Source organism: Pantoea sp. B566 (assembly GCF_024793925.1).
GTDB lineage: Bacteria > Pseudomonadota > Gammaproteobacteria > Enterobacterales > Enterobacteriaceae > Pantoea > Pantoea ananatis.
Genome location: NZ_JANUQL010000003.1, coordinates 2,294,176 through 2,315,261 on the forward strand (window position 1 = coordinate 2,294,176; position 21,086 = coordinate 2,315,261).

Sequence of the window (21,086 nt, forward strand, 5' to 3'; positions counted from 1 at the left end):
ACTATAAGAAAGAGAGAAAATATGGGCCAGATTGCCCCTCGTCGCCGCAGGACGCACGCACTGCGTATTTTAACCCGGTTACAGGCCTGGCTGCCGCAACGAACGCGGCCGCAAGGTGCCGGAGCGGAGGAACCTGATATGCCTTCAAACGTCTCGTCTCGCCTGCCTCACTGGCTTTATCGAATCTGGCATTTCACAGACGATATCCGCTGGATGGACCCGCTGCCGGCTTTCCACCGTCGTGGGATCGTGCTCGCTTTACTCATCCTGCTGCTGGCCTTTCTCTGGCCGTCCAGCACGCCACAGTATCCGGTAGAACGGCCTGTGACGCCTTCGGCAGAAAAAGAGGTGCCGATGCAGGCGGACATCTACAATAACAAACCGGCTCAATCCGCGTCTCAGCCAGAGGCAAAGGCCGATTCTCAGGGTGACTGGCATAGCTACCAGATTGCGTCCGGGCAGACGCTGGCGCAGCTGTTCCGCGACAATAATCTTCCGGTGAATGACGTCTTTGCGATGGCGCGCGTCGAAGGTAACGATCAGCCGCTCAGCACATTAAAAGAGGGCCAACAGGTGAAAATCCGTCGGGATGCAAAAGGCGTCGTGACAGGTTTAACGCTGGATGGCGCGAACGGCCCGGTGCTGTTTACCCGCCAGCCGGACGGCAGCTTTTTACGGGTAGAATAAGCGATAACCGGTGGCTCACGTCACCGGCTGTCCGTTATCCCGCTTTTTTGATTTTATTGACCAGCACGATCCCCGAACAGACCAGCAGCAGGGCAAGCAGATACTTGATGCCCAACATATCTTCACCGTGGAAAACGGCGGAGAGCACCGTGCCTGCTACAGGCATCACGACGTTAAACGGCGCAATCATGCTGACGCGGTTATATTTTAGCAGCACGCTCTACAAGGCAACAAAGGTCACTGACGAGATCAGCGTCAGATAACCCAACACCGCCCCAGCACCGATACTGTTGATCTGCAGCGTCTCACTCGCCAGGCCACCGCCCATTACCATGACGCCCCCGCCCAGAGCCAACTGCCAGCCGGTCATCACCTTCGGATCGATAGTGTGAGAAATGCGTTTTCCCTATCGCGTGGCGGCAGAGAGGAGAAACGCGGCCAGCACCACGAAGCCGTTACCCTGCCAGACAAACTGAAAATCACTCAGTCTACTTTCGAGGTTGACCAGCATCACGCCGCTAAAACCCAGAAGGCAGCCAGGCGATTTGTTGTCACTGAGCCTGTCATTTTGATAGATAAAATGCGCCAGCATGATGCTAAAAAATGTGTCCGTGGCGTTCATGATCGAACCTTTTACCCCTGTGGTAAACGCGAGCCCGATTTAGAAAAACGTGTATTGAAGGGCGGTTTGCATGCTACCCAACAGGGCAAGCTGACTAAACTGGCGGGGGGATAAACGGTAAACCGGTTTGCGCTGCACCAGGGCAAAAAGAAACAATATCAGCCCCGCTAACAAAAAACGATAACCGGCAAAAACCCCTTTCGAGGCAATATCGTCTGGGCGATTCGATACAGCGCGTATCCGCTTTTGATCGCGGGGTAAGAACGTCCCCAGAGCAAACAGCACCGCGTTGCGCAGGCAAAAACCCCATTTCGACGGGTGAACACGGACTCGACAGAAGGATATGCATGGGCGTAGCCAATAATAAAATCGCGTTTCATTTTATATTCAACATGCCCGGAGGAGCCTGAATCTGCAAGACAGAGAAGGGAATTCTGTTACGTCGTTAAAACAAAAACGCCGACACAAGTGTCGGCGTTCAGGTGTGGCAGGTAACTAAAAATTAGCCTGCTACTACGTTCACGATCAGTTTCGCGAAGACTTCGCTGTGAACCTGGAAGTCCACTTCGTGCTCACCGGTGGTGCGCAGAACGCCGTTCGGTAAACGAACTTCGCTCTTAGCGACTTCAACGCCAGCTGCAGTGACTGCATCAGCGATGTCGCGGGTACCGATGGAACCGAACAGTTTACCTTCATCGCCTGCTTTAGACGTGATGGTAACGGTGCCCAGTGCGTTGATTTTCTCTGCGCGAGCATTAGATGCTGCCAGAACGTCAGCCAGTTTGGCTTCCAGTTCTGCACGACGTGCTTCGAAGAATTCAACGTTTTTCTTGGTAGCAGGAACAGCTTTACCCTGTGGAACCAGGAAGTTACGAGCGTAGCCCGCTTTAACGTTAACCTGATCACCCAGGCTGCCCAGGTTTGCTACTTTATCAAGCAGAATAACTTGCATTACCTTATCCTCTTAAAGTCGTTAATGGACAACAGCCGTTACTGATGACGATCAGTGTACGGCAGCAGAGACAGGTAACGCGCGCGCTTGATAGCACGAGCCAGCTGACGCTGGTATTTTGCGCGAGTACCAGTGATACGGCTTGGTACAATCTTGCCGCTTTCAGTGATGTAGTTTTTCAGCGTTGCGATATCTTTATAATCGATCTCTTGAACGCCTTCCGCGGTGAAACGGCAGAACTTGCGACGACGGAAATAACGTGCCATTTGGCTAGTCTCCAGAATCTATCAATTCAATCTGCTCGGCATGTAACACCATTTTACTCTGACCATTTCGCGCCTGATGGCAGCTGATAAAGCCTTCGAGAATGAGTTGCGTGCCGACCGTTATATGTTGAGTAATCACCTGATGGGCGCTGCCGCTAATAATAACAGGCATTCGACACCAGGCTTGCCGGTGAAATCCGGCCTCCTCCTGCACCGAGTTGTGCTCAAGCACGAACTGACAGTGCGGAATTCCTGACGGGCTAATTTTACGGACTGGCGTCTTGCACACCGTGCCAGACAAGCGCAGCCGATTAACCGTCACGATGGATTACTCTTCAGAATCCCCAGCATCTGAGTCATCAGCGGATTCGTTAGCAAAATCTTCGCGGCGCTCACGACGCTCGTCTTTCGCTTTAACCATCGGTGATGCTTCAGTTACCGCGTTTTTAACGCGCATAACCATGCTACGGATAACGGCGTCGTTGAAGCGGAAGTTCGTTTCCAGCTCGTCGATCACTTCCTGCGGCGCTTCTACGTTCAGCAGAACATAGTGTGCTTTGTGCAGTTTGTTGATCGGGTAAGCCAGCTGACGACGGCCCCAGTCTTCCAGACGGTGGATCGTGCCTTCTGCACCAGTGATAGCACCAGTGTAACGCTCGATCATGCCCGGAACCTGTTCGCTCTGGTCAGGATGAACCATAAATACGATTTCGTAATGACGCATCGAAATTGCTCCTTACGGATTATTCAGCCTCCTGTCAGGGTCAGCTGCGGCCCACGGAAGCAAGGAACGTTATAGGTCGTGGGTCACCGTAATGACACACACCTCTGAATGCAGCTGAAAAATTGACGCGTAATCATACTGGCGGCAACGCACAAACTCAAGCGGGGATTTCATTTAAATTGTCGGGAGACGCCCGCTTTCCGCCCTTGTGTGCGGAAAGCGGGAATGCAGAGGCAAACAGAGGCTGAAACGGAAGGCGCTGTCGTTTATGGGCTAGAGTTGGCGCTTAAAAAAGCTGACCAGCGCCGTCAGGCCCGACGGCGTAATTTTGTGTCCGATATGCTTTTCGGACAACGAAACAAGATGGGCATCCAGCCTCTGCTCGTGCAGAGCCCGTTCCAGCCGCTGGGTTTCTGCGAAAGGGACGACCTCATCGGCCTCACCGTGCCATAGCAGGAGGGGGCGGTCCGCGAGATTATGTAGCCGGGCAGCGGGATCGTAATCCGCCAGCGGCGCCATCCGTTTTGTGAACTGTGCCTGCTGTTCCGGGCCCGTTACCGTGACAGGCGGGAACAGCGTGTGGCTGAGTTGCATAAAATAGCCGGACCCCATCATGCAGGCGACGCTGTGAATATGCGCATAGCGCGCCATCACCCCTAACGCCGTCATTCCGCCCATTGAGGCCCCGGCGACGGCAAGACGGTCGCCGGCAATCAGGTCATCAGCGCGTAACGCGGCCTCTATCAACGGGAATTCATCAATGTTTTGTTTGAGGATGTCCCAAAAATGGCTAAACCGCGCGTCGGCATCGCCGTTATAGCGTGCGCCATGCATATCGGCGTCGGGCATCAGGGTACGAAACCCCGCCTGGGCCAGGGCCACCGCAAAGTAGGCATAAACCTCTTTCGACGAGGTAAAGCCATGATAAAACACGACCGTTGGCAGCCGCTGCTGGCGCTGGCCTGCGGGTGCTGCATGCAAACATTCAATACCTGCCAGCCTTTCCGTGGTGAGTTCAATCATATTTTCTCCTGAAGCAGGGGCGGCCTTTAGCGCCTCGCCAACGACGATAACCTGGGTAATGGTTTACAACATTACAATAGTAATAATTTCTAAACTAAATATTTCCGCTGCGCTGCCGTTGTTAATGCATATTTGACAAGAAAACAAAGGTAATCTATGAAACGTTTCTCTCTTAGCAGAACGAGCCTTGGAGTGAAGCTATGCGTCATCACTTCCTTCAGCGTAGGCGTTTTGTTATTGGCGTTAACCCTTATCCAAAGCCAGAATGCTTCACGCCAGTTGGAAAGTCTTGCCGTCGATGACATGGTTAATCAGGTGCAGGGCATCACCGAGATGGCATCCATGTTTAATGCGACGCTGACGCAGGAAGTCGGCAACTATACTCAGCTCTTCGTCAGCTTTTTACCTAAACGCTTCAGCCGCGATGAAACCGCACGTGTTCAGGTCGGCGAATTTTCCACACCGACCCTGCGTGCCGGCCTTAAAACCCTTAACCTCGATCAGATCGCCGTCGATGATTTTACGGATCGCACCTCGGCTGTCGCGACGATTTTTGTCCGCGATGGTGATAATTTTATCCGTATTTCCACGTCCCTGAAGAAACAGGATGGCAGCCGGGCGATCGGTACCCAACTTGATCCTGCCAGCGCCGCCTGGAAAAGCGTCATGAAGGGGGAAACCTTCCGGGGCCTGGCCACCTTATTCGATCACCGTTACATCACGCAGTATCAACCGATTAAAGACGACAGCGGTGCCGTCATCGCGATTCTGTTTGTCGGCGTCCAGATCGATAAGCAGTACGGCCTGATGCGCGAAAAAGTGCTGGCTCGCCGCCTGGGCGACAGCGGGCATTTCTATGTGCTCAATGGCTCGCCGGGCGCGGCGCAGGGACAATATCTGTTTGATAAACAAAATGAAGGCAAGCGTCCAGACTGGCAGGATAGCGTCATGAAGCAGATGCTGGCGCAGCCCGAGGGTGTTCAGCAAGTCGAAATCGACGGTGAAACGAAGATGCTCGCCTGGCAACAGCTGCCCGGCTGGAACTGGATTGTGGTCGGTGAAGTTAATCGTGACAGCCTGCTGGCTCCGGTTATTCACAGCCGAAATCTGTTTCTTATCACCGGCCTGATTCTGGTGTTGCTGTTTGCCCCCTGCTTTGTCTGGTACAGCCGCCGCGCCATCACGCGACCGTTACAACAGGTTATTCACTTAGCTGAGCAGTATGCCGCCGGCAATTTGCTGGAGCATCTGGACACCACGCGTCATGACGAAGTGGGTCAGTTGATTAACGCCATTAACGGCATCGGCGAGGGGCTGGAGAAGATTGTTGCCCAGGTTCGCCGCGCCGCGCAGGAGATCAGTGACGGCACAGATACCATTGCAGCCAGCAGCCACAACATCAGTGAGCAGATTGGCCGCCAGGCCAGCAGCGTTGAAGAAACCTCTGCCAGCATGGAGCAGTTTGGTGCGACCGTTGAGCACACCGCCGATAGCCTGCGTCAGGCCATGTCGCTGGTCGCGGAGGCTAGCGGTATCGTGAGTAATGGCAACCAGACGGTGACGCGCTCGGTCAGCACGATGTCGGCCATTAACGTGTCTTCGCAGAGCATTGCCGAAATTACCCACGTTATCGAGTCCATCGCGTTCCAGACCAATATTTTGGCCCTGAATGCCGCTGTCGAAGCCGCGCGTGCAGGTGAGCACGGTCGTGGATTTGCCGTAGTGGCAGCCGAAGTGCGTGCGCTGGCACAGCGTTCGGCACAGGCGGCAAAAGAGATCGATACGCTGATCGCGACCTCGATACGTCACGTTGCGGAGGGACATACACTGTCGGAGCAAACCCGTGACGCGATGAGCGATATCGTGACGCACATTGAGCAGGTTCAGGCATTAATGGGTGAGATTAACGTTGCCGCACAACAGCAGACGGCGGGCATTGGTCAGGTCAATCTGGCGATGAACCAGATAAGCCAGGCTACCCATCAAAACAGTGAACTGGTTGCACAGGCAGAAAACACGGCCCAGAGTCTGAGCGACAAGGGGCATCATTTGACGCAGCTGGTCAGTGTTTTCTCGATCAAATCGTGAAGATAACGGGCGGGTAGCTTACACTTATCCACTTAACCTGACGGCGAGAAATCTGCTATGCGTTACGCTCTGTTACTGACGTTAAGTTTGTTGTTAAGTGGCTGCTCGCTGTTCCAGGTGACGCCAAAGGCCCCGCCCGCGCCAACAGGTCACGCGCAGTCTATTACCCGTGCCCAGAGTGGCGGTTTACCGAAGCTGGGCACCATCAGCGCCAGCGTAAGAGGCTCGCCTGACGACGCGCAGCGTGCCATTGCTGCGCGCGCGAATCAGGCCGGTGCCGTTTATTATCAGATTTTGATGGTCGACGAAACGGTTACCCCCGGGATCTGGTACACGACCGCCATCCTGTATGGCGCCTCACCTGCCGCTGGCGCGCGCCAGTAAGCGGTTGGTCAGTGGCCCCTCGATTTTGCGCGTGCCGCGCGGGTCGAGCCACTGACTGCACCATGCATCCGCCACTGACGGCTCGGCGTGCTTCAACAATTGTGCCGCCGTCGCCAGTTGCAGCAGCCTGTCGGTAAGTTCACGGGCCTGCGACTCATCCATTTTGCTCAGGTGCAGAGCCAGCTGTCGCCAGCTGCGATCGAAATGGCGATTACAGCCTTTAACGGCGTCAAACTCCTGCCTGAGCATGTCCAGCGTGCCGCTCTGGCGGCCCACCACTCTTAATACGTCAAGGCACATCACGTTGCCCGATCCTTCCCAGATACTGTTAACCGGAATATCACGATAGAGGCGAGGCAGTTCGCTGTCTTCGCAATAGCCCACGCCGCCCAGTATCTCCATGGCCTCAGCGATAAAGGGGGCGCCTGCTTTACAGATCACATATTTCGCCGCCGGGGTGAATAACCGGGCGAAGGCGGCTTCATGGACGTTGGCGGGAGAAGACCAGGCACGAGCCAGACGTAGCAGCAGTGCCGTTTGCCCTTCTAACTGCAAGGCCTGACGCGCCAGCACCTGACGCATGATCGGTTGATCCACCAGAGTTTTGCCCATGACCTGACGATGATGTGCGTGGTACAGCGCAACGGAAAACGCCCGGCGCATTTGGCCGTGGCTGCCCAGCGCGCAGTCAAGACGCGTCATGCCCGCCATTTTCAGGATCAGACGAACGCCTTCGCCCTCTTCGCCCAGCAGCCAGCCGGTCGCCTCCCTGAACTCCACCTCACTGCTGGCGTTGGATCGGTTACCGAGCTTGTCTTTTAACCGCTCAATGACGATGGCATTTCGTGAACCGTCCGGCAGCAGCCGTGGCAGAAAGAAGCAGCTGAGCCCCTGCTGCGTTTGCGCAAGAATCACATGCGCATCGCTTTGCGGCACAGAGAAAAACCATTTATGCCCGACGATACGATAGGCTTCACCGCTTCCGCGCCTGTCCAGGGGCTCTGCGCGCGTCGTGTTGGTCAGCACATCGCTGCCGCCCTGCTTTTCAGTCATGCCCATGCCAATCAGCAGACCGCGCTTCTGATCGCCCGGAACCGCATGCGTGTCGTAACGATCGCTGAGTAAGGGTTCGAGCCAGGACTCAAACCGGGCAGGCAAATAACGCTGTAGTAAAGGGATTGCCGCGTGGGTCATGGTCACCGGACAGAGCGTTCCGGCCTCAACCTGAGCATGCACGATAAAGCGTGCCGCACGGGCCACGCTGGCATTTGGCTGTACGTCAGGCTGCCAGCTGAGGTTATGCAGACGGCTGGCGCAAAGGCCCTGCATCAGTAGATGCCAGGCTGGATGAAAGCGGACGTCATCCAGCCTGACGCCGCGTGCGTCATAACGGTGGAGTTCAGGCGGACTGGCATTGGCGAGCCTGCCCAGCTCCAGCGATTCTGCACTGCCCAACTGCCTGCCGACTGACGCCAGCCACTCGCTGTCCCAGCCGCCGCCTTCGCGCTGCAGTGCGTCACACAGCGGAACATCAGACAGAAACAGATTGCTGTGACTGAGGGGAAAAGGTTGATTGAAAACGGTGTGAGTTGTCCAGGTCATAACGGCTCCTCGCGGATATCACTCACTCAGTATGTAAGGTGAGCCACCATTATGACCGGACAGAAAGACTAAATTGCGGCAGCGATCACGCGTTACGCTGACGAACCGCTTCAAACAGGCAGACGCCAGTGGCCACTGACACATTGAGGGACGAAACGCTGCCTGCCATAGGGATACTGATTAGCTCATCGCAGTGCTCACGCGTCAGGCGACGCATCCCTTCACCTTCAGCCCCCATGACAAGCGCCATCGGCCCGGTCATCTTGCTTTGGTATACAGTATGGTCGGCTTCGCCAGCGGTGCCGACGACCCAGATGTTATATTCCTGCAGCAGGCGCAAGGTGCGTGCCAGATTGGTTACCCTGATGAGGGGAACGTTTTCTGCCGCACCACTGGCAACCTTTTTCGCCGTCGCGTTCAGCGGTGCGGAGCGATCTTTGGGGACGATCACGGCATGGGCGCCTGCGGCATCGGCGCTACGTAAGCAGGCACCGAGGTTGTGGGGATCGGTAACGCCGTCGAGCACCAGCAGGAACGGCTTTTCCAGGCTCTGCAGCAGATCCGGCAGATCGCCTTCCTGATACTGGCGGCCCGGCTTCACACGCGCCACGATCCCCTGATGTACGCCGCCTTCCACCTGGCTGTCCAGCCATTTACGATCGGCCAGTTGAATCACGATCCCTTGAGCTTCTAACGCGGTCACCAGCGGTTGCAGGCGACGATCGTCGCGGCCTTTGAGAATAAAGACTTCCTGGAAACGCTGAGGATCGCGTTCCAGCAGCGCCTGCACGGCATGGATACCAAAAATAATTTCGCTCATCAATCTGCTCAGTGGTTGGAAATGAATGGATAACAGCCCCTGCATGCACGCAGGGGCTGGTGTGCGCATCAGGCCGGCTTCGCCTTCTTCGCGGCACGCTTAGCCTTGGTGGCGGCGGCGATTTTACGGGTTTTCTCGGAAACTTTTTTACTTTTTTTCTCAGTCTTTGCTGCAGCAGGCTGACTGCTGCTGTTGCGGAAGGCTGAATCCGGCTCGAAATTCGTTTTGCGACCGGCCTGACGGCGATGCTTCGTCGGTGCCTTAGCGTTCCGCTTCGCCTTATCCCGTTCCGTTTTGCCTTCGCCACGTACCTGGCGCTTGCTGGAAACCAGCGCAAAGTCGATTTTACGCTCGTCCATATGGACCGCTTCGACCCGGACTTCAACGGTATCGCCCAGGCGATAGGTACGACCGCCAGATTCGCCAATCAGTCGCTGCCCTACCGGATCGAAACGATAGTAGTCGTTGTCCAGCGTAGAGACATGAACCAGCCCGTCGATAAAGAGATCGCTCAGGCGCACAAAGAAACCGAATCCGGTCACGCTGGAGATCACGCCGTTAAAGACGTTGCCTACCTGATCCTGCATAAAGTCACACTTCAGCCAGTCTGCCACATCGCGAGTGGCCTCATCGGCACGGCGCTCTGTCATGGAGCAGTGCTGGCCCAGCTGCAGCATCTGTTGCATATCGTAATGGTAGCCGCCGGTAGCCGTGGTCAGGCCTTTTACTTCGCCCTGCTCTTTTGCCAGCAGATACTTGATGGCGCGATGCAGTAACAAATCCGGATAGCGGCGGATTGGCGAAGTGAAGTGCGCATAAGAGGCCAGCGCCAGGCCAAAGTGGCCCCGGTTTTCCGGATCGTACACCGCCTGTTTCATGGAACGCAGCAGCATGGTTTGCAGCATTTCCGCGTCGGGGCGATCGGCAACCTGATCCAGTAGCGCGGCGTAATCGATCGGCTGCGGTTTGTTACCGCCCGGTAAGCTCAGACCCAACTCATTCAATACCGTGCGGAAGCTTTTGATACTGTCATCGCTGGGACGATCGTGATCGCGGAACAGTGCCGGTTCCTGATGCTTCTCGACGAAACGCGCGGAGGCAATGTTTGCCAGAATCATGCACTCTTCAATCAGCTTGTGGGCATCATTACGTGAGGTGCGCTCGACACGTTCAATTCGACGTTCCGCGTTGAAGATAAATTTCGCTTCTTCGGTTTCAAATGAGATGCCGCCGCGCTCTTCACGGGCCGTTTCCAGCACCTGATACATGTTGTGCAGTTCCTGCAGGTCTTTCACCAGCGGCGCATATTGCTCACGCAGTTCCGGATTGCCCTGCAGAATATTCCAGACTTTGTTATAGGTCAGACGTGCATGGGAGTTCATCACGGCTTCATAATGCTTAAAGCCGGTGAGCTTACCTTTTGACGACACGGTCATTTCGCACACCATACACAGGCGATCGACCTGTGGATTCAGCGAACACAAGCCGTTCGACAGCACTTCCGGCAGCATCGGCACCACCTGCGAAGGGAAATAGACCGAGGTACCGCGCTGCTGCGCTTCGTTGTCCAGCGGTGTGCCGGGACGAACATAATAACTGACGTCCGCAATCGCGACCCACAGCCGCCAGCCGCCGCCGCGTTTTTTCTCGCAGTAAACCGCATCATCGAAGTCGCGCGCATCTTCACCATCAATAGTGACCAATGGCAGATCGCGAAGGTCAACACGGCCTTTTTTTGCCGACTCCGGGACCTCTTCATTCAGTTTGCCCACCTGAGCCTCAACCTCTGGCGGCCAGCTGTGCGGAATTTCATGCGTGCGCAGCGCCATATCGACCGCCAGGCTGGTGCCCATGTCATCGCCCAGAATCTCTGCGATTTTGCCGATCGCCTTCGAACGACGCGTCGGGCGCTGCAACAGTTCAACCACCACCACGGAGCCCATTCGGGCATTCATGGTTTCGTCAGGGCCAATCAGGATGTCGAAGCTCAGACGGCTGTCATCAGGCACCACAAATCCCACGCCCGCGTCCGTAAAGTAGCGGCCGACGATTTGATTGTTACGCGGTTCCTGTACCCGCACCACACGGGCTTCACGGCGGCCTTTGCGATCCGCACCCAGTGGCTGGGCCAGAATCACGTCGCCGTGCATGCAGAATTTCATCTGTTCCGCAGACAGGTAGAGATCGTCTTTTTGTCCTTCTGCGCGCAGAAAGCCATAGCCATCACGGTGGCCAATGACTTTTCCACGGAGCAGATCGAGACGTTCTGGCAAGGCATAACACTGGCGGCGGGTAAAAACTAACTGACCGTCACGCTCCATCGCACGTAAACGACGGCGCAAGGCTTCGAGGTGTTCTTCTTCCTGCAGGTTCATCTCTTGTGCCAGCTCTTCACGGCTGGCCGGTTTTTCTCGTTTTTCTAATAACGCCAGAATAAATTCACGGCTTGGAATAGGGTTTTCGTACTTTTCAGCTTCTCTGTCCAGAAAAGGATCTTTTGACATTACGGTTCCTCCGATGTCATTTAATATTCATTGCCACCGGCGGTTCGGACAATATAATTTCATATAAAGGTGTATTACCTTCTACTAAGTCTGCCAGCGTGTAGCCATCCAGCTCCTGTAAAAACAGCTGCACGGCGTCATGTAAGGCCTTTTTAAGGCGGCAGGCGGGCGCGATAGAGCAGTTCGAGCAATCCACTAACTGTAGTGGCTCCATTTTGCGTACCACTTCACCTATCACGATGTCCCTGGCGCTCATGCCCAGGCGGATACCACCATTTTTACCACGAATGGCGGAGACGAATCCTGCACGACTAAGCTGATTGATAATTTTGACCATATGATTACGCGATACGCCATAGGTATCGGTGACTTCAGTGATATTGGTCAGCCTGCCTTCCGGCAAGGTGGCCATGTAAATCAGCGCCCGCAGGCCGTAATCGGTAAAACTTGTTAGCTGCACAGTGACCTCAGTCAATCATCCGGTGGCACGTCTATGCTCGCCCGTCCTGCTCTTTATTTCAATGTTGAACTGGCTCTTTCGTATTGAGTTACGATGATAAACCAGACTGTTGACGACCGTGTATTTTTTTCAGCCAGTGAAGGGTTTGACAAGCGAAGGGGCGTTTAGTGGCATCAAATTACATAAAAACAAAGGCCGGACAATGTCCGGCCACAGGATGATTATGCGTTGAAGGGATCACGCAGAATCATCGTCTCGCTACGGTCTGGACCCGTTGAAATAATATCAATTGGCACACCGGTCACTTCTTCTACACGTTTAATGTAGTTACGCGCGGCCTGGGGCAGGCCTTCCAGCGTTTTCACGCCAAAGGTTGTCTCGCTCCAGCCCGGCAGGGTTTCGTAGATCGGCTCAATGCCTTCCCAGTTTTCCGCTGCCAGCGGCGTGGTGGTGACTTCGCTGCCATCAGGCATGCGGTAAGCCACACAAATTTTCACTTCTTTCAGACCATCCAGCACGTCCAGCTTGGTCATGCAGAAACCGGAGAGCGAGTTAATCTGCACGGCACGACGTACAGCGACCGCATCCAGCCAGCCAGTACGGCGGCGACGGCCTGTTGTGGCGCCAAACTCATTGCCCTGCTTGCACAGGAACTCACCGGTTTCGTCGAATAACTCGGTCGGGAACGGGCCTGCACCGACACGCGTTGAGTAAGCTTTAACGATACCCAGGACGTAATCCACAAAGCGTGGACCAATACCTGACCCCGTCGCCACGCCACCGGCCGTGGTATTTGAGGAGGTCACATAGGGGTAAGTACCGTGGTCAATATCCAGCAGCGTGCCCTGGGCACCTTCGAACATGATCAGATCGCCACGCTTACGCGCAACGTCTAACAGTTCAGAAACGTCAACAACCATGCTGGTGAGGATGTCGGCAACCGCCATCACATCGCTCAGCACTTTGTCGTAGTCAACGGCTTCTTCTTTGTAGTAATGCACCAGCTGGAAGTTATACAGGTCGATCACTTCTTTCAGCTTGGCTGCAAAGGTTTCTTTGTTAAACAGGTCGCTGACGCGCAGTGCACGGCGGGCTACTTTGTCTTCATAAGCAGGACCGATACCGCGACCTGTGGTACCAATGGCTTTTGCACCACGCGCTTTCTCGCGCGCCATATCCATTGCCACATGGTATTGCAGGATCAACGGGCAGGCTTCAGAAATCAGCAGACGTTCGCGTACCGGAATTCCACGCTCTTCCAGGCCTTTCATCTCTTTCATCAGAGCTTCAGGAGAAAGCACCACGCCATTACCAATGATGCTGGTAACGTTGTCACGCAGAATGCCAGAAGGGATTAAGTGGAGGACGGTTTTTTCACCGTTGATGACAAGTGTATGGCCCGCATTGTGGCCGCCTTGATAACGCACAACGTAATTAGCGCGCTCAGTCAGAAGGTCTACAATCTTACCTTTACCTTCGTCACCCCATTGGGTGCCCAGTACGACGACGTTCTTACCCATTTCTCAAAATCACCGATTGCTTAAAAAAGGATTCTACCATCTGATTTTTCGGTTTTCAGCACTTTTAGCATACGATTGCGCGCTTTTTTGCCTGAGTTTTGATCACTACAACATCCAGGGGTAAAATCGAGGCTGAGATACCATTCAGACGGCGAGGCTGAACGCATTAGAGTTCGCCATGCAGCCGCAACATACAGTAAATCACCATTCCTGCCACCACCAATCCCCCGCCAAATCGATGTAACAGGCGATCGGGCAATTGTGTCATGCTCAAAATCACACGTCGCCACAGACGTGGCATAAACATTGGCCCCAGGCCTTCCAGCACCAGAACCAACGCCAGTGCCATCCAGATATTCACGTTCATACTGCATCCAAAAAAAAGGCCGACAACATTGTCGGCCTGTTAGTTATATCAGTTCTTAACGCGTGGCGTTAGAAGGCGCCTTCATATAGCGGAAGAAGTCGCTATCCGGGCTCAGCACCATGACGTCCTGATTTTCATTGAAGCTGTTTTCATACGCGCGCAGGCTGCGGATAAAGGCATAGAAATCCGGATCCTGGCTGAATGCGTTGGCAAACAGTTTCGCCGCTTCTGCATCACCATCACCGCGGGTAATCAATGCCTCACGCTGTGCTTCTGCCAGCGTACGGGTGACCTGGTAATCGGCCTGGGCGCGCAGTTTTTCGGCCTCTTCCTGACCCTGCGAACGCTGACTACGTGCAACGGCTTCACGTTCTGCGCGCATACGGTTGAAGATCGCATCCGACACTTCCGTCGGCAGGTTGATCTGTTTGATGCGCACATCTACAACCTGAATCCCTAACGCCGCCATACTGTTTGGATTAGGCGCAGGTTCGCTGCTGTTGGTTTCACGCTCAACTCGCGCGGCTGCACTGGCGATAGCATCATCCGCAGCAGGCGTGGCAACTTCGTCGTCACCGCCCGCTGTACCGGTGTTCAATGCATCGCGCACGTCGGTGGTTAAACGGCCTCGTGAATCGGTCACGATGTCTTTAACGTCAAGACGTCCCATCTCTGAACGTAAACGGTCACTGAATTTACGTTTCAGCAGGACTTCAGCCTGAGAAACATCCCCGCCACCGGTCGCCAGGTAGTAACGACTGAAATCGCTGATGCGCCACTTGATGTAAGAGTCCACGATCAGGTCTTTCTTCTCTTTGGTTACAAAGCGATCGGCCTGGTTGTCCATGGTCTGGATACGTGCATCCAGCATCTTAACCGTTTCGATAAACGGAATTTTAAAATGAAGACCCGGCGCAAACACCTGCGGTTTGTTTTCGCTATCGCGTAACACTTTACCAAAGCGCAGAACGATACCGCGCTCGCCTTCCTGAACCACGAACAGCGACGCATAAAAGGCCACCAACGCGATAATGATTAGTACAATTACTGGCTTACGCATTGATTACTCTCTCCCTTCGCGCTGGGTATCGTTGCGCAGAGCATTGGCTCGACGCTGATCCATGATGCTGTCTGGACTGTATGACGACGTGTCATTGCGGCTGGCACTGCGATCGGAAAGCGAGGGCAATGTTGAGCTGCTTTTTTGTCCACTCTTCGCGGATGAAGACTCGCCGCCACGCATCAGTTGATCGAGAGGCAGGACCATCAGATTGTTACCGCGATCGTTCACCAGCACTTTACGTGTATGGCTCAGCACGCGTTCCATGGTCTCGATATACAGACGCTCTTTGGTGATTTCCGGCGCGGCTTTGTACTCAGGCAACAGCTTGGCAAAACGCGCGACTTCACCCTGTGCTTCCAGAACCGTACGCTCTTTATAGGCACGCGCTTCTTCCAGCACACGCTGTGCACGACCGTTAGCACGCGGCTGCACTTCGTTGGCATAGGCTTCGGCTTCACGTACGTACTGCTCACGGTTTTCACGTGCGGCAATCGCATCGTCAAACGCCGACTTCACTTCTTCTGGGGGACGTGCCGCCTGGAAGTTCACGTCGAGAACCGTAATGCCCATATTGTAAGGACGAATGGTTTCGTCGATTTCACGCTGGGTTTCGCTGCGCACGACCGTACGACCTTCGGTCAGAATACGATCCATGGTAGAGCGACCAATGACGCCACGCAGGGCGCTGTCGGTTGCCTGACGCAGGCTGTCGTCGGCGCTGGTCACCGCGAATAAATAGCGCTCAGGATCGGTAACGCGATACTGTACGTTCATTTCAACGCGCACGACGTTTTCATCAGAGGTCAGCATCACACCTGATGCCGCCAGTTCGCGAACGGCTTCGACGTTGACCGCACGCACCTGATCGATAAAGGTCGGTTTCCAGTTCAGGCCCGGCTCCACCAGGTGGCTGAACTTACCAAAGCGAGTGACTACGCCCCGCTCGGCTTCTTTTATCGTGTAAAATCCGCTCGCGGCCCAGATGACGACGGCGGCTACGGCGACGATACCAAAGATTTTGCCACTACCACCGGAACTGCGCTGACCGTTATCACCTTTTTTGCCACCACCGAATCCGCCGAGCTTTTTGCTCAGTTTACGGAAGATATCATCCAGATCAGGAGGCCCAGATTCCTTACCTCCCTTATTTCCCCCAGAGTTGCCGCCTTGATTATTGCTGCTTCCCCACGGGTCGCGGTCCTGTCCGTTATTTCCGGGCTGATTCCACGCCATGTCATTACTCCATTTATAGTTTTAGCGGCTTACCCGTTGTATTCCGTATTGTCGCAACGCTGGCTACGCTCATTGCCCTGACCCTTTGCAAAGTCACTGTCAGAGAGCAAACCCCCAACGCCGCACGACAACATAAAATCCTCAGAGTAAGTTCGATTTGGCAATATCAAACAATATAACTGGTCAGCGACGGCTCCTGCTTGCACAAGCGGCGCCAGTCAATCACGGGCATACGCACATGCAACCCTACACAGCCGTCTTCTTCGTTCCACTCTTTTTCAATCGCCTGCAACTGATAGAAGCGGCTGCGTAAGCGACCCGCCTCCGGCGGCAGACGTAAATCATACTGCGCAATTTCACCGGACAACCGCTCGGAAAGCGCCTGCCACAATAAAGGAATGCCGACGCCGGACTGTGCAGAGAGCCACACGCGGACCGGCATATTTTCTTCATCACGGTCGATGCGCGGCTCAAAACCGTCCAGCATGTCGATCTTATTCATGATCAGTAACGCGGGGATTTCATCAGCGTCGATTTCCTCCAACACCTCATTAACCGCGCCGATATTTTCATTAACCCGGACATCGGCGGCATCGATCACGTGCATCAGCAGCGTGGCCTGACGCGTCTCTTGCAGGGTAGCTTTGAAGGCGGCAACCAGATCGTGCGGCAGGTGGCGAATGAAGCCAACGGTATCGGCCAACACCACTTCGCCCACATCAGCGACGTTTAGCCGACGCAGCGTGGGGTCCAGCGTCGCAAACAGCTGGTCCGCGGCATAGACATTGGCAGACGTAATGGCGTTAAAGAGAGTAGATTTACCGGCGTTGGTGTAGCCCACCAGTGAAACAGTCGGGACGTCCGCTTTGGCACGCGCCTGGCGGCCCTGCTCGCGCTGTTTTTCAACACGTTCAAGACGCGACAAAATCTGGCTAATGCGCCCGCGAAGTAAACGGCGGTCAGTTTCTAACTGGGTTTCACCCGGACCACGCAGGCCAATCCCGCCCTTCTGGCGTTCAAGGTGCGTCCAGCCACGTACCAGACGTGTTGCAAGGTGACGCAACTGCGCCAGCTCAACCTGCAATTTACCTTCGTGGGTACGTGCGCGTTGGGCAAAAATATCAAGAATCAAGCCAGTGCGGTCGATAACACGGCACTCGCACAGGCGCTCAAGATTACGTTCCTGAGCGGGCGTTAAAGCATGATCGAAAAGAACGACCGATGCTCCACTTGTTTTTACCGCATCGGCAATTTCAACGGCCTTTCCTTCACCGACAAAATACTTTGGGTGTGGCGCTTTACGACTGCCGGTTACAACCTGCAGTGCTTCAACGCCAGCAGAAGACACCAGGGTTTCGAATTCCTGTAAATCTTCCAGCTCTTTGTCTTGGGAGAACCAGATGTGTACCAGTACGGCCTGCTCACCGGCATCATAACGGTCAAACAAGCTATAACCTCGCTTATATAAAAAGACCAGGATGGAAAACCTGACGCTTTCCGATCCTGGTTAAACGGTGCCGCCTTACTCTGCGTTATCACCGTCTTGTTGTGGCTGCGACTGCGCAGAAGTGCTGCTGCCGCCATGATGGTAATTGTTGCTGCTGCCACCGCCGGTATTGTTGCTATGGTGAGAAACCGGGCGTGAAGGCACGACGGTAGAAATGGCGTGCTTATAAACCATCTGACTTACCGTGTTTTTCAACAAGATCACGAACTGATCAAAGGATTCGATCTGACCTTGCAGCTTAATACCGTTAACCAAATAAATCGAAACCGGAACACGTTCACGACGCAGTGCGTTCAGAAACGGGTCTTGTAATGATTGCCCCTTAGCCATTCTATCTTTTCCTTATATGCTTGTTGTTTGTTGCTTGTAGAACACAGTGGTTCTGAAAAAAACTGCGTAAAAATTTGCGCACGTAACTTGCCAATTGTACACAATCACCCATGCTTCGCACTAACAACCTTCAGTACTGTATCACGCGCTGAGTGAGGTTCATCACTGTCTAGCCAGTGAATATTTTCCCAACCACGTAACCAGGTCATCTGGCGTTTAGCGAGTTGCCGGGTTGCGCAAACTCCCCGATAAACCATTTCGTCGTAATCGATCTCGCCAGCCAAATACGACCACATCTGGCGATAGCCAACACAACGAATGGAAGGCATATCCGTATGCAAATCACCTCGTGCAAACAGGGCCCGAGACTCCGCTTCAAATCCTGACGCCAACATCTGATCAAAACGCAGTGCGATGCGTTGATGCAACAGTTCGCGGTTCGCGGGGGCGATAGCAAACTGATGCACATCGTAGGGTAACGCTTCACCAGAAATTTTTGTCAGTTCCGTTAAAGTTTTACCCGAAATAAAAAAAACTTCCAGTGCTCGCGAAAGTCTCTGCGGATCATTCGGATGAATACGACTGCCTGCGACCGGATCAATTTCGCAAAGTTGACGATGTAAAGCTTCCCAGCCTCTTTCATTCGCCATTTGCTCTATTTTTTGACGAACCTCCGGATCGGCCGAGGGCAGCGGCGACAATCCTTCAAGTAACGCCTTGAAGTAGAGCATAGTTCCACCAACAAGCAACGGAATTCGTCCATGCTGAACGATATCCGCCATTTCTGCTAACGCATCCCGCCGGAACTCTGCCGCCGAATAGGCTTCGGCAGGATCGCGAATGTCCAGCAAACGATGGGGCGCCTGCGCCTGCTCTTCTGCAGAGGGTTTTGCCGTACCGACATCCATCTGACGATAAATCAGAGCCGAATCTACGCTGATAAGCTCTACAGGTAAGTGCTTGCGCAATTCGATCGCTAATGCGGTTTTGCCTGACGCTGTAGGCCCCATCAAAAATATTGCCTTTGGCCGGCCAGCCTGGTTCAGTTCACTCATGCTTCAACGCGTTGACCGCGCTCTCAATCTCAATGGCTTGTACTAAGCCAGAAGGTGGCGATTTCAGTAACTGCGGACAAAGCCTTTCGAGCTCAGCCAGCAAGGTAATCGCCTGGGAGTGATTCCAGTGTTGAGGCTCTGCATCTTCACGTCGCGCCAGCCACTGGGCCAGTTGCGTAGCAGAGTTCTCTTGCTGCCGGGCGAGATAGCCTAACAGTTCAGGAATCAAGATTTGTAAATTTTGTGTTCGTAACGGTAAAGGCACCGCACGCAGGATAATGTGGTCACCCTCAGGGTGTAAATCAATGCCCATCAGGTTGAGCAGGCTGAGATTTTCCTGGGCCGCCTTGCGCTCCGCCGAGGCGATTTTTAACCGCACCGGGATCAAAAGCGGCTGTGATTTCAGCCCACCTTCGGTAGGTTCTAACTGTGCCTGCTTTAACCAGCGGGTTGCCACAGGCAGAGCCATTAGCAGTAACCGCTGGCCCTGCTCAAGCAGAGCATACTGGCCTTCAAGCACGGTTAACACGCGGCCAAAACTGTGGGCGTGAGCCGCCAGAGGTGGCACGGCACTGACCGGCTCTCGTGCCGCAGGCTCGGCACTTTTGGTTGCCGGCGAACTCGCCGGCGTTTTAAGAAGCTGCTGGTAAACCCGGCCTTCGCGTTGGCTGTATCCGGCGTCTTTATTTTGCCAGGCGGGTGCAACCGATGGCCTGGCCGCGTCACCTGTGACAGCCGGCTGGCTGAAATGATTGCCGCCTGCCGCCTGGCGGTTCTCCTGCTGCCAACGCGGAGTGGGTTCTTCAGCCTGTAACGTTGGCAGAACCGGGGAGGCGCTTTCCTGCAGCACGCTCATGACGCCCTGATAGATGAAGTCATGCACCAGACGTGACTGATGAAAACGCACTTCGTGTTTTGCCGGATGCACATTTACATCGACCTGATGCGGATCTATCTCTAAATACAAGACGTAAGCGGGGTGCTGATCATCCTGTAGCTGGCTCTGAAACGCCTGACGTATAGCATGATTGATCAGCTTGTCACGCATCATGCGGCCATTAACATAGCAATACTGAATATCACTCACCTGACGGGAGCCGGACGGATCGGCAACCCAGCCGCGCAATACAAGGTCATCATGTTGCCAGTCTATGCGTAGCGCATGCTGCATGAAGGTCGTCCCGCATATGGCACCCAGCCGACGCTCACGTTGCCCGTCATCATTGACGGCCCGGTACTGACGCATCAGTTTGCCGTTATGGCTTAATGAGATAGCCACGTCAAAGCGCGCCAGCGCGATGCGCCGGATCACTTCATCAATATGCCCGAATTCAGTTTTTTCAGTGCGCATGAATTTGCGCCGGGCTGGCGTGTTGTAAAACAGGTCAAGCACTTCCAGCGTCGATCCACAAGGATGGGCGGCGGGCTTAACAGTAACGTCCATATCGCGCCCTTCAGCATACGCCTGCCAGGCTTCGTTTTGCTCGGCCGTGCGCGATGTCAGGGTCAGACGAGACACTGAGCTGATACTGGCCAGGGCTTCACCGCGAAAGCCCAGGCTCATAATGGCCTCAAGATCGTCCAGCGAAGCAATTTTACTCGTGGCATGCCGAGCCAGCGCCATTGCCAGCTCATTTTTCGCTATACCGCAGCCGTTATCGCGGATGCGAATCAGTTTTGCGCCACCCTTTTCAATTTCCACATCAATGCGCGTCGCCCCGGCATCAAGGCTGTTTTCCACCAGCTCTTTGACGACCGATGCAGGACGCTCAACCACTTCTCCCGCCGCAATTTGGTTTGCGAGTTGCGGCGGCAAAATTTGTATTGGCATGCTGGATATCCTTGTGGCTGACAACCCGGCACGGCGGCCGGGCTAACA

The 21,086-nt window shown here is 54.5% G+C and carries 20 protein-coding genes and 1 pseudogene; 3 read left to right on the forward strand and 18 right to left on the reverse strand.

Annotated elements, in window-relative coordinates; translation table 11 throughout:
- Positions 1-21 precede the first annotated feature (21 nt).
- Positions 22-687 (forward strand): LysM-like peptidoglycan-binding domain-containing protein, encoded by a 666-nt coding sequence (locus NYE92_RS12375; RefSeq protein ID WP_024471140.1) that lies wholly within the window; start codon positions 22-24, stop codon positions 685-687.
- A gap of 34 nt (positions 688-721) precedes the next feature.
- Here NYE92_RS12375 and NYE92_RS12380 read toward each other — a convergent pair.
- From NYE92_RS12380 to yjfP, 6 genes and pseudogenes are all read right to left on the reverse strand, one after another.
- Positions 722-1,689, reverse strand: a pseudogene (locus NYE92_RS12380) (DMT family transporter).
- Positions 1,690-1,811: 122 nt separating this feature from the next.
- Positions 1,812-2,261: a 50S ribosomal protein L9 gene (gene rplI, locus NYE92_RS12385; protein WP_013027389.1), complete on the reverse strand. Its 450-nt coding sequence runs from the start codon at positions 2,259-2,261 to the stop codon at positions 1,812-1,814.
- Between the two features lie 38 nt (positions 2,262-2,299).
- Complete coding sequence (rpsR, locus tag NYE92_RS12390) at positions 2,300-2,527, reverse strand: 30S ribosomal protein S18 (protein ID WP_000135199.1); 228 nt, start codon at positions 2,525-2,527, stop codon at positions 2,300-2,302.
- Between the two features lie 4 nt (positions 2,528-2,531).
- A complete protein-coding gene (gene priB, locus NYE92_RS12395) occupies positions 2,532-2,849 on the reverse strand; it encodes a primosomal replication protein N (protein ID WP_013027390.1) in 318 nt (105 codons plus the stop codon).
- A 6-nt stretch (positions 2,850-2,855) separates the two neighbouring features.
- On the reverse strand, positions 2,856-3,251 hold the full coding sequence (rpsF, locus tag NYE92_RS12400; RefSeq protein ID WP_013027391.1) for a 30S ribosomal protein S6: 396 nt from the start codon (positions 3,249-3,251) through the stop codon (positions 2,856-2,858).
- Between the two features lie 273 nt (positions 3,252-3,524).
- The gene (gene yjfP / locus NYE92_RS12405; protein ID WP_014594719.1) at positions 3,525-4,274 is read right to left on the reverse strand and encodes an esterase; all 750 of its coding nucleotides are present in this window, start codon (positions 4,272-4,274) and stop codon (positions 3,525-3,527) included.
- A gap of 156 nt (positions 4,275-4,430) precedes the next feature.
- Between yjfP and NYE92_RS12410 the strand changes: the two genes are divergently transcribed.
- Complete coding sequence (locus tag NYE92_RS12410) at positions 4,431-6,362, forward strand: methyl-accepting chemotaxis protein (RefSeq protein ID WP_013027393.1); 1,932 nt, start codon at positions 4,431-4,433, stop codon at positions 6,360-6,362.
- A gap of 57 nt (positions 6,363-6,419) precedes the next feature.
- A complete protein-coding gene (gene bsmA / locus NYE92_RS12415) occupies positions 6,420-6,746 on the forward strand; it encodes a biofilm peroxide resistance protein BsmA (protein ID WP_014594721.1) in 327 nt (108 codons plus the stop codon).
- Here bsmA and NYE92_RS12420 read toward each other — a convergent pair.
- The 12 genes from NYE92_RS12420 to mutL form a co-directional block, all read right to left on the reverse strand.
- Positions 6,720-8,348 carry an isovaleryl-CoA dehydrogenase gene (locus NYE92_RS12420; RefSeq protein ID WP_259019045.1) on the reverse strand — a complete coding sequence of 543 codons (1,629 nt, stop codon included), beginning with the start codon at positions 8,346-8,348 and terminating at the stop codon, positions 6,720-6,722. The two genes, bsmA and NYE92_RS12420, sit on opposite strands and share 27 nt — an antisense overlap.
- Positions 8,349-8,433: 85 nt before the next feature.
- Complete coding sequence (rlmB, locus tag NYE92_RS12425) at positions 8,434-9,168, reverse strand: 23S rRNA (guanosine(2251)-2'-O)-methyltransferase RlmB (protein ID WP_014604900.1); 735 nt, start codon at positions 9,166-9,168, stop codon at positions 8,434-8,436.
- A gap of 68 nt (positions 9,169-9,236) precedes the next feature.
- Positions 9,237-11,672, reverse strand: a complete 2,436-nt coding sequence (gene rnr / locus NYE92_RS12430) for a ribonuclease R (RefSeq protein ID WP_013027397.1) — start codon at positions 11,670-11,672, stop codon at positions 9,237-9,239.
- Between the two features lie 16 nt (positions 11,673-11,688).
- On the reverse strand, positions 11,689-12,132 hold the full coding sequence (gene nsrR / locus NYE92_RS12435; RefSeq protein WP_014604899.1) for a nitric oxide-sensing transcriptional repressor NsrR: 444 nt from the start codon (positions 12,130-12,132) through the stop codon (positions 11,689-11,691).
- Positions 12,133-12,353: 221 nt separating this feature from the next.
- The gene (locus tag NYE92_RS12440) at positions 12,354-13,652 is read right to left on the reverse strand and encodes an adenylosuccinate synthase (protein ID WP_014604898.1); all 1,299 of its coding nucleotides are present in this window, start codon (positions 13,650-13,652) and stop codon (positions 12,354-12,356) included.
- A 166-nt stretch (positions 13,653-13,818) separates the two neighbouring features.
- Positions 13,819-14,019 (reverse strand): DUF2065 domain-containing protein, encoded by a 201-nt coding sequence (locus tag NYE92_RS12445; RefSeq protein ID WP_013027400.1) that lies wholly within the window; start codon positions 14,017-14,019, stop codon positions 13,819-13,821.
- A 55-nt stretch (positions 14,020-14,074) separates the two neighbouring features.
- Positions 14,075-15,079, reverse strand: coding sequence for a protease modulator HflC (gene hflC / locus NYE92_RS12450; RefSeq protein WP_013027401.1), 1,005 nt, complete (start codon positions 15,077-15,079; stop codon positions 14,075-14,077).
- Positions 15,080-15,082: 3 nt separating this feature from the next.
- Entirely contained in the window at positions 15,083-16,315 is a 1,233-nt protein-coding gene (gene hflK, locus NYE92_RS12455) for an FtsH protease activity modulator HflK (RefSeq protein ID WP_013027402.1), read from the reverse strand.
- Positions 16,316-16,481: 166 nt separating this feature from the next.
- Positions 16,482-17,762 carry a ribosome rescue GTPase HflX gene (gene hflX / locus NYE92_RS12460; protein ID WP_015699419.1) on the reverse strand — a complete coding sequence of 427 codons (1,281 nt, stop codon included), beginning with the start codon at positions 17,760-17,762 and terminating at the stop codon, positions 16,482-16,484.
- A gap of 75 nt (positions 17,763-17,837) precedes the next feature.
- On the reverse strand, positions 17,838-18,152 hold the full coding sequence (gene hfq, locus NYE92_RS12465) for an RNA chaperone Hfq (RefSeq protein WP_013027404.1): 315 nt from the start codon (positions 18,150-18,152) through the stop codon (positions 17,838-17,840).
- Between the two features lie 104 nt (positions 18,153-18,256).
- Positions 18,257-19,207: a tRNA (adenosine(37)-N6)-dimethylallyltransferase MiaA gene (miaA, locus tag NYE92_RS12470; protein ID WP_047715072.1), complete on the reverse strand. Its 951-nt coding sequence runs from the start codon at positions 19,205-19,207 to the stop codon at positions 18,257-18,259.
- Complete coding sequence (mutL, locus tag NYE92_RS12475) at positions 19,200-21,038, reverse strand: DNA mismatch repair endonuclease MutL (protein ID WP_014594725.1); 1,839 nt, start codon at positions 21,036-21,038, stop codon at positions 19,200-19,202. Before mutL ends, miaA begins: the two co-directional genes overlap by 8 nt.
- Positions 21,039-21,086: the final 48 nt, after the last annotated feature.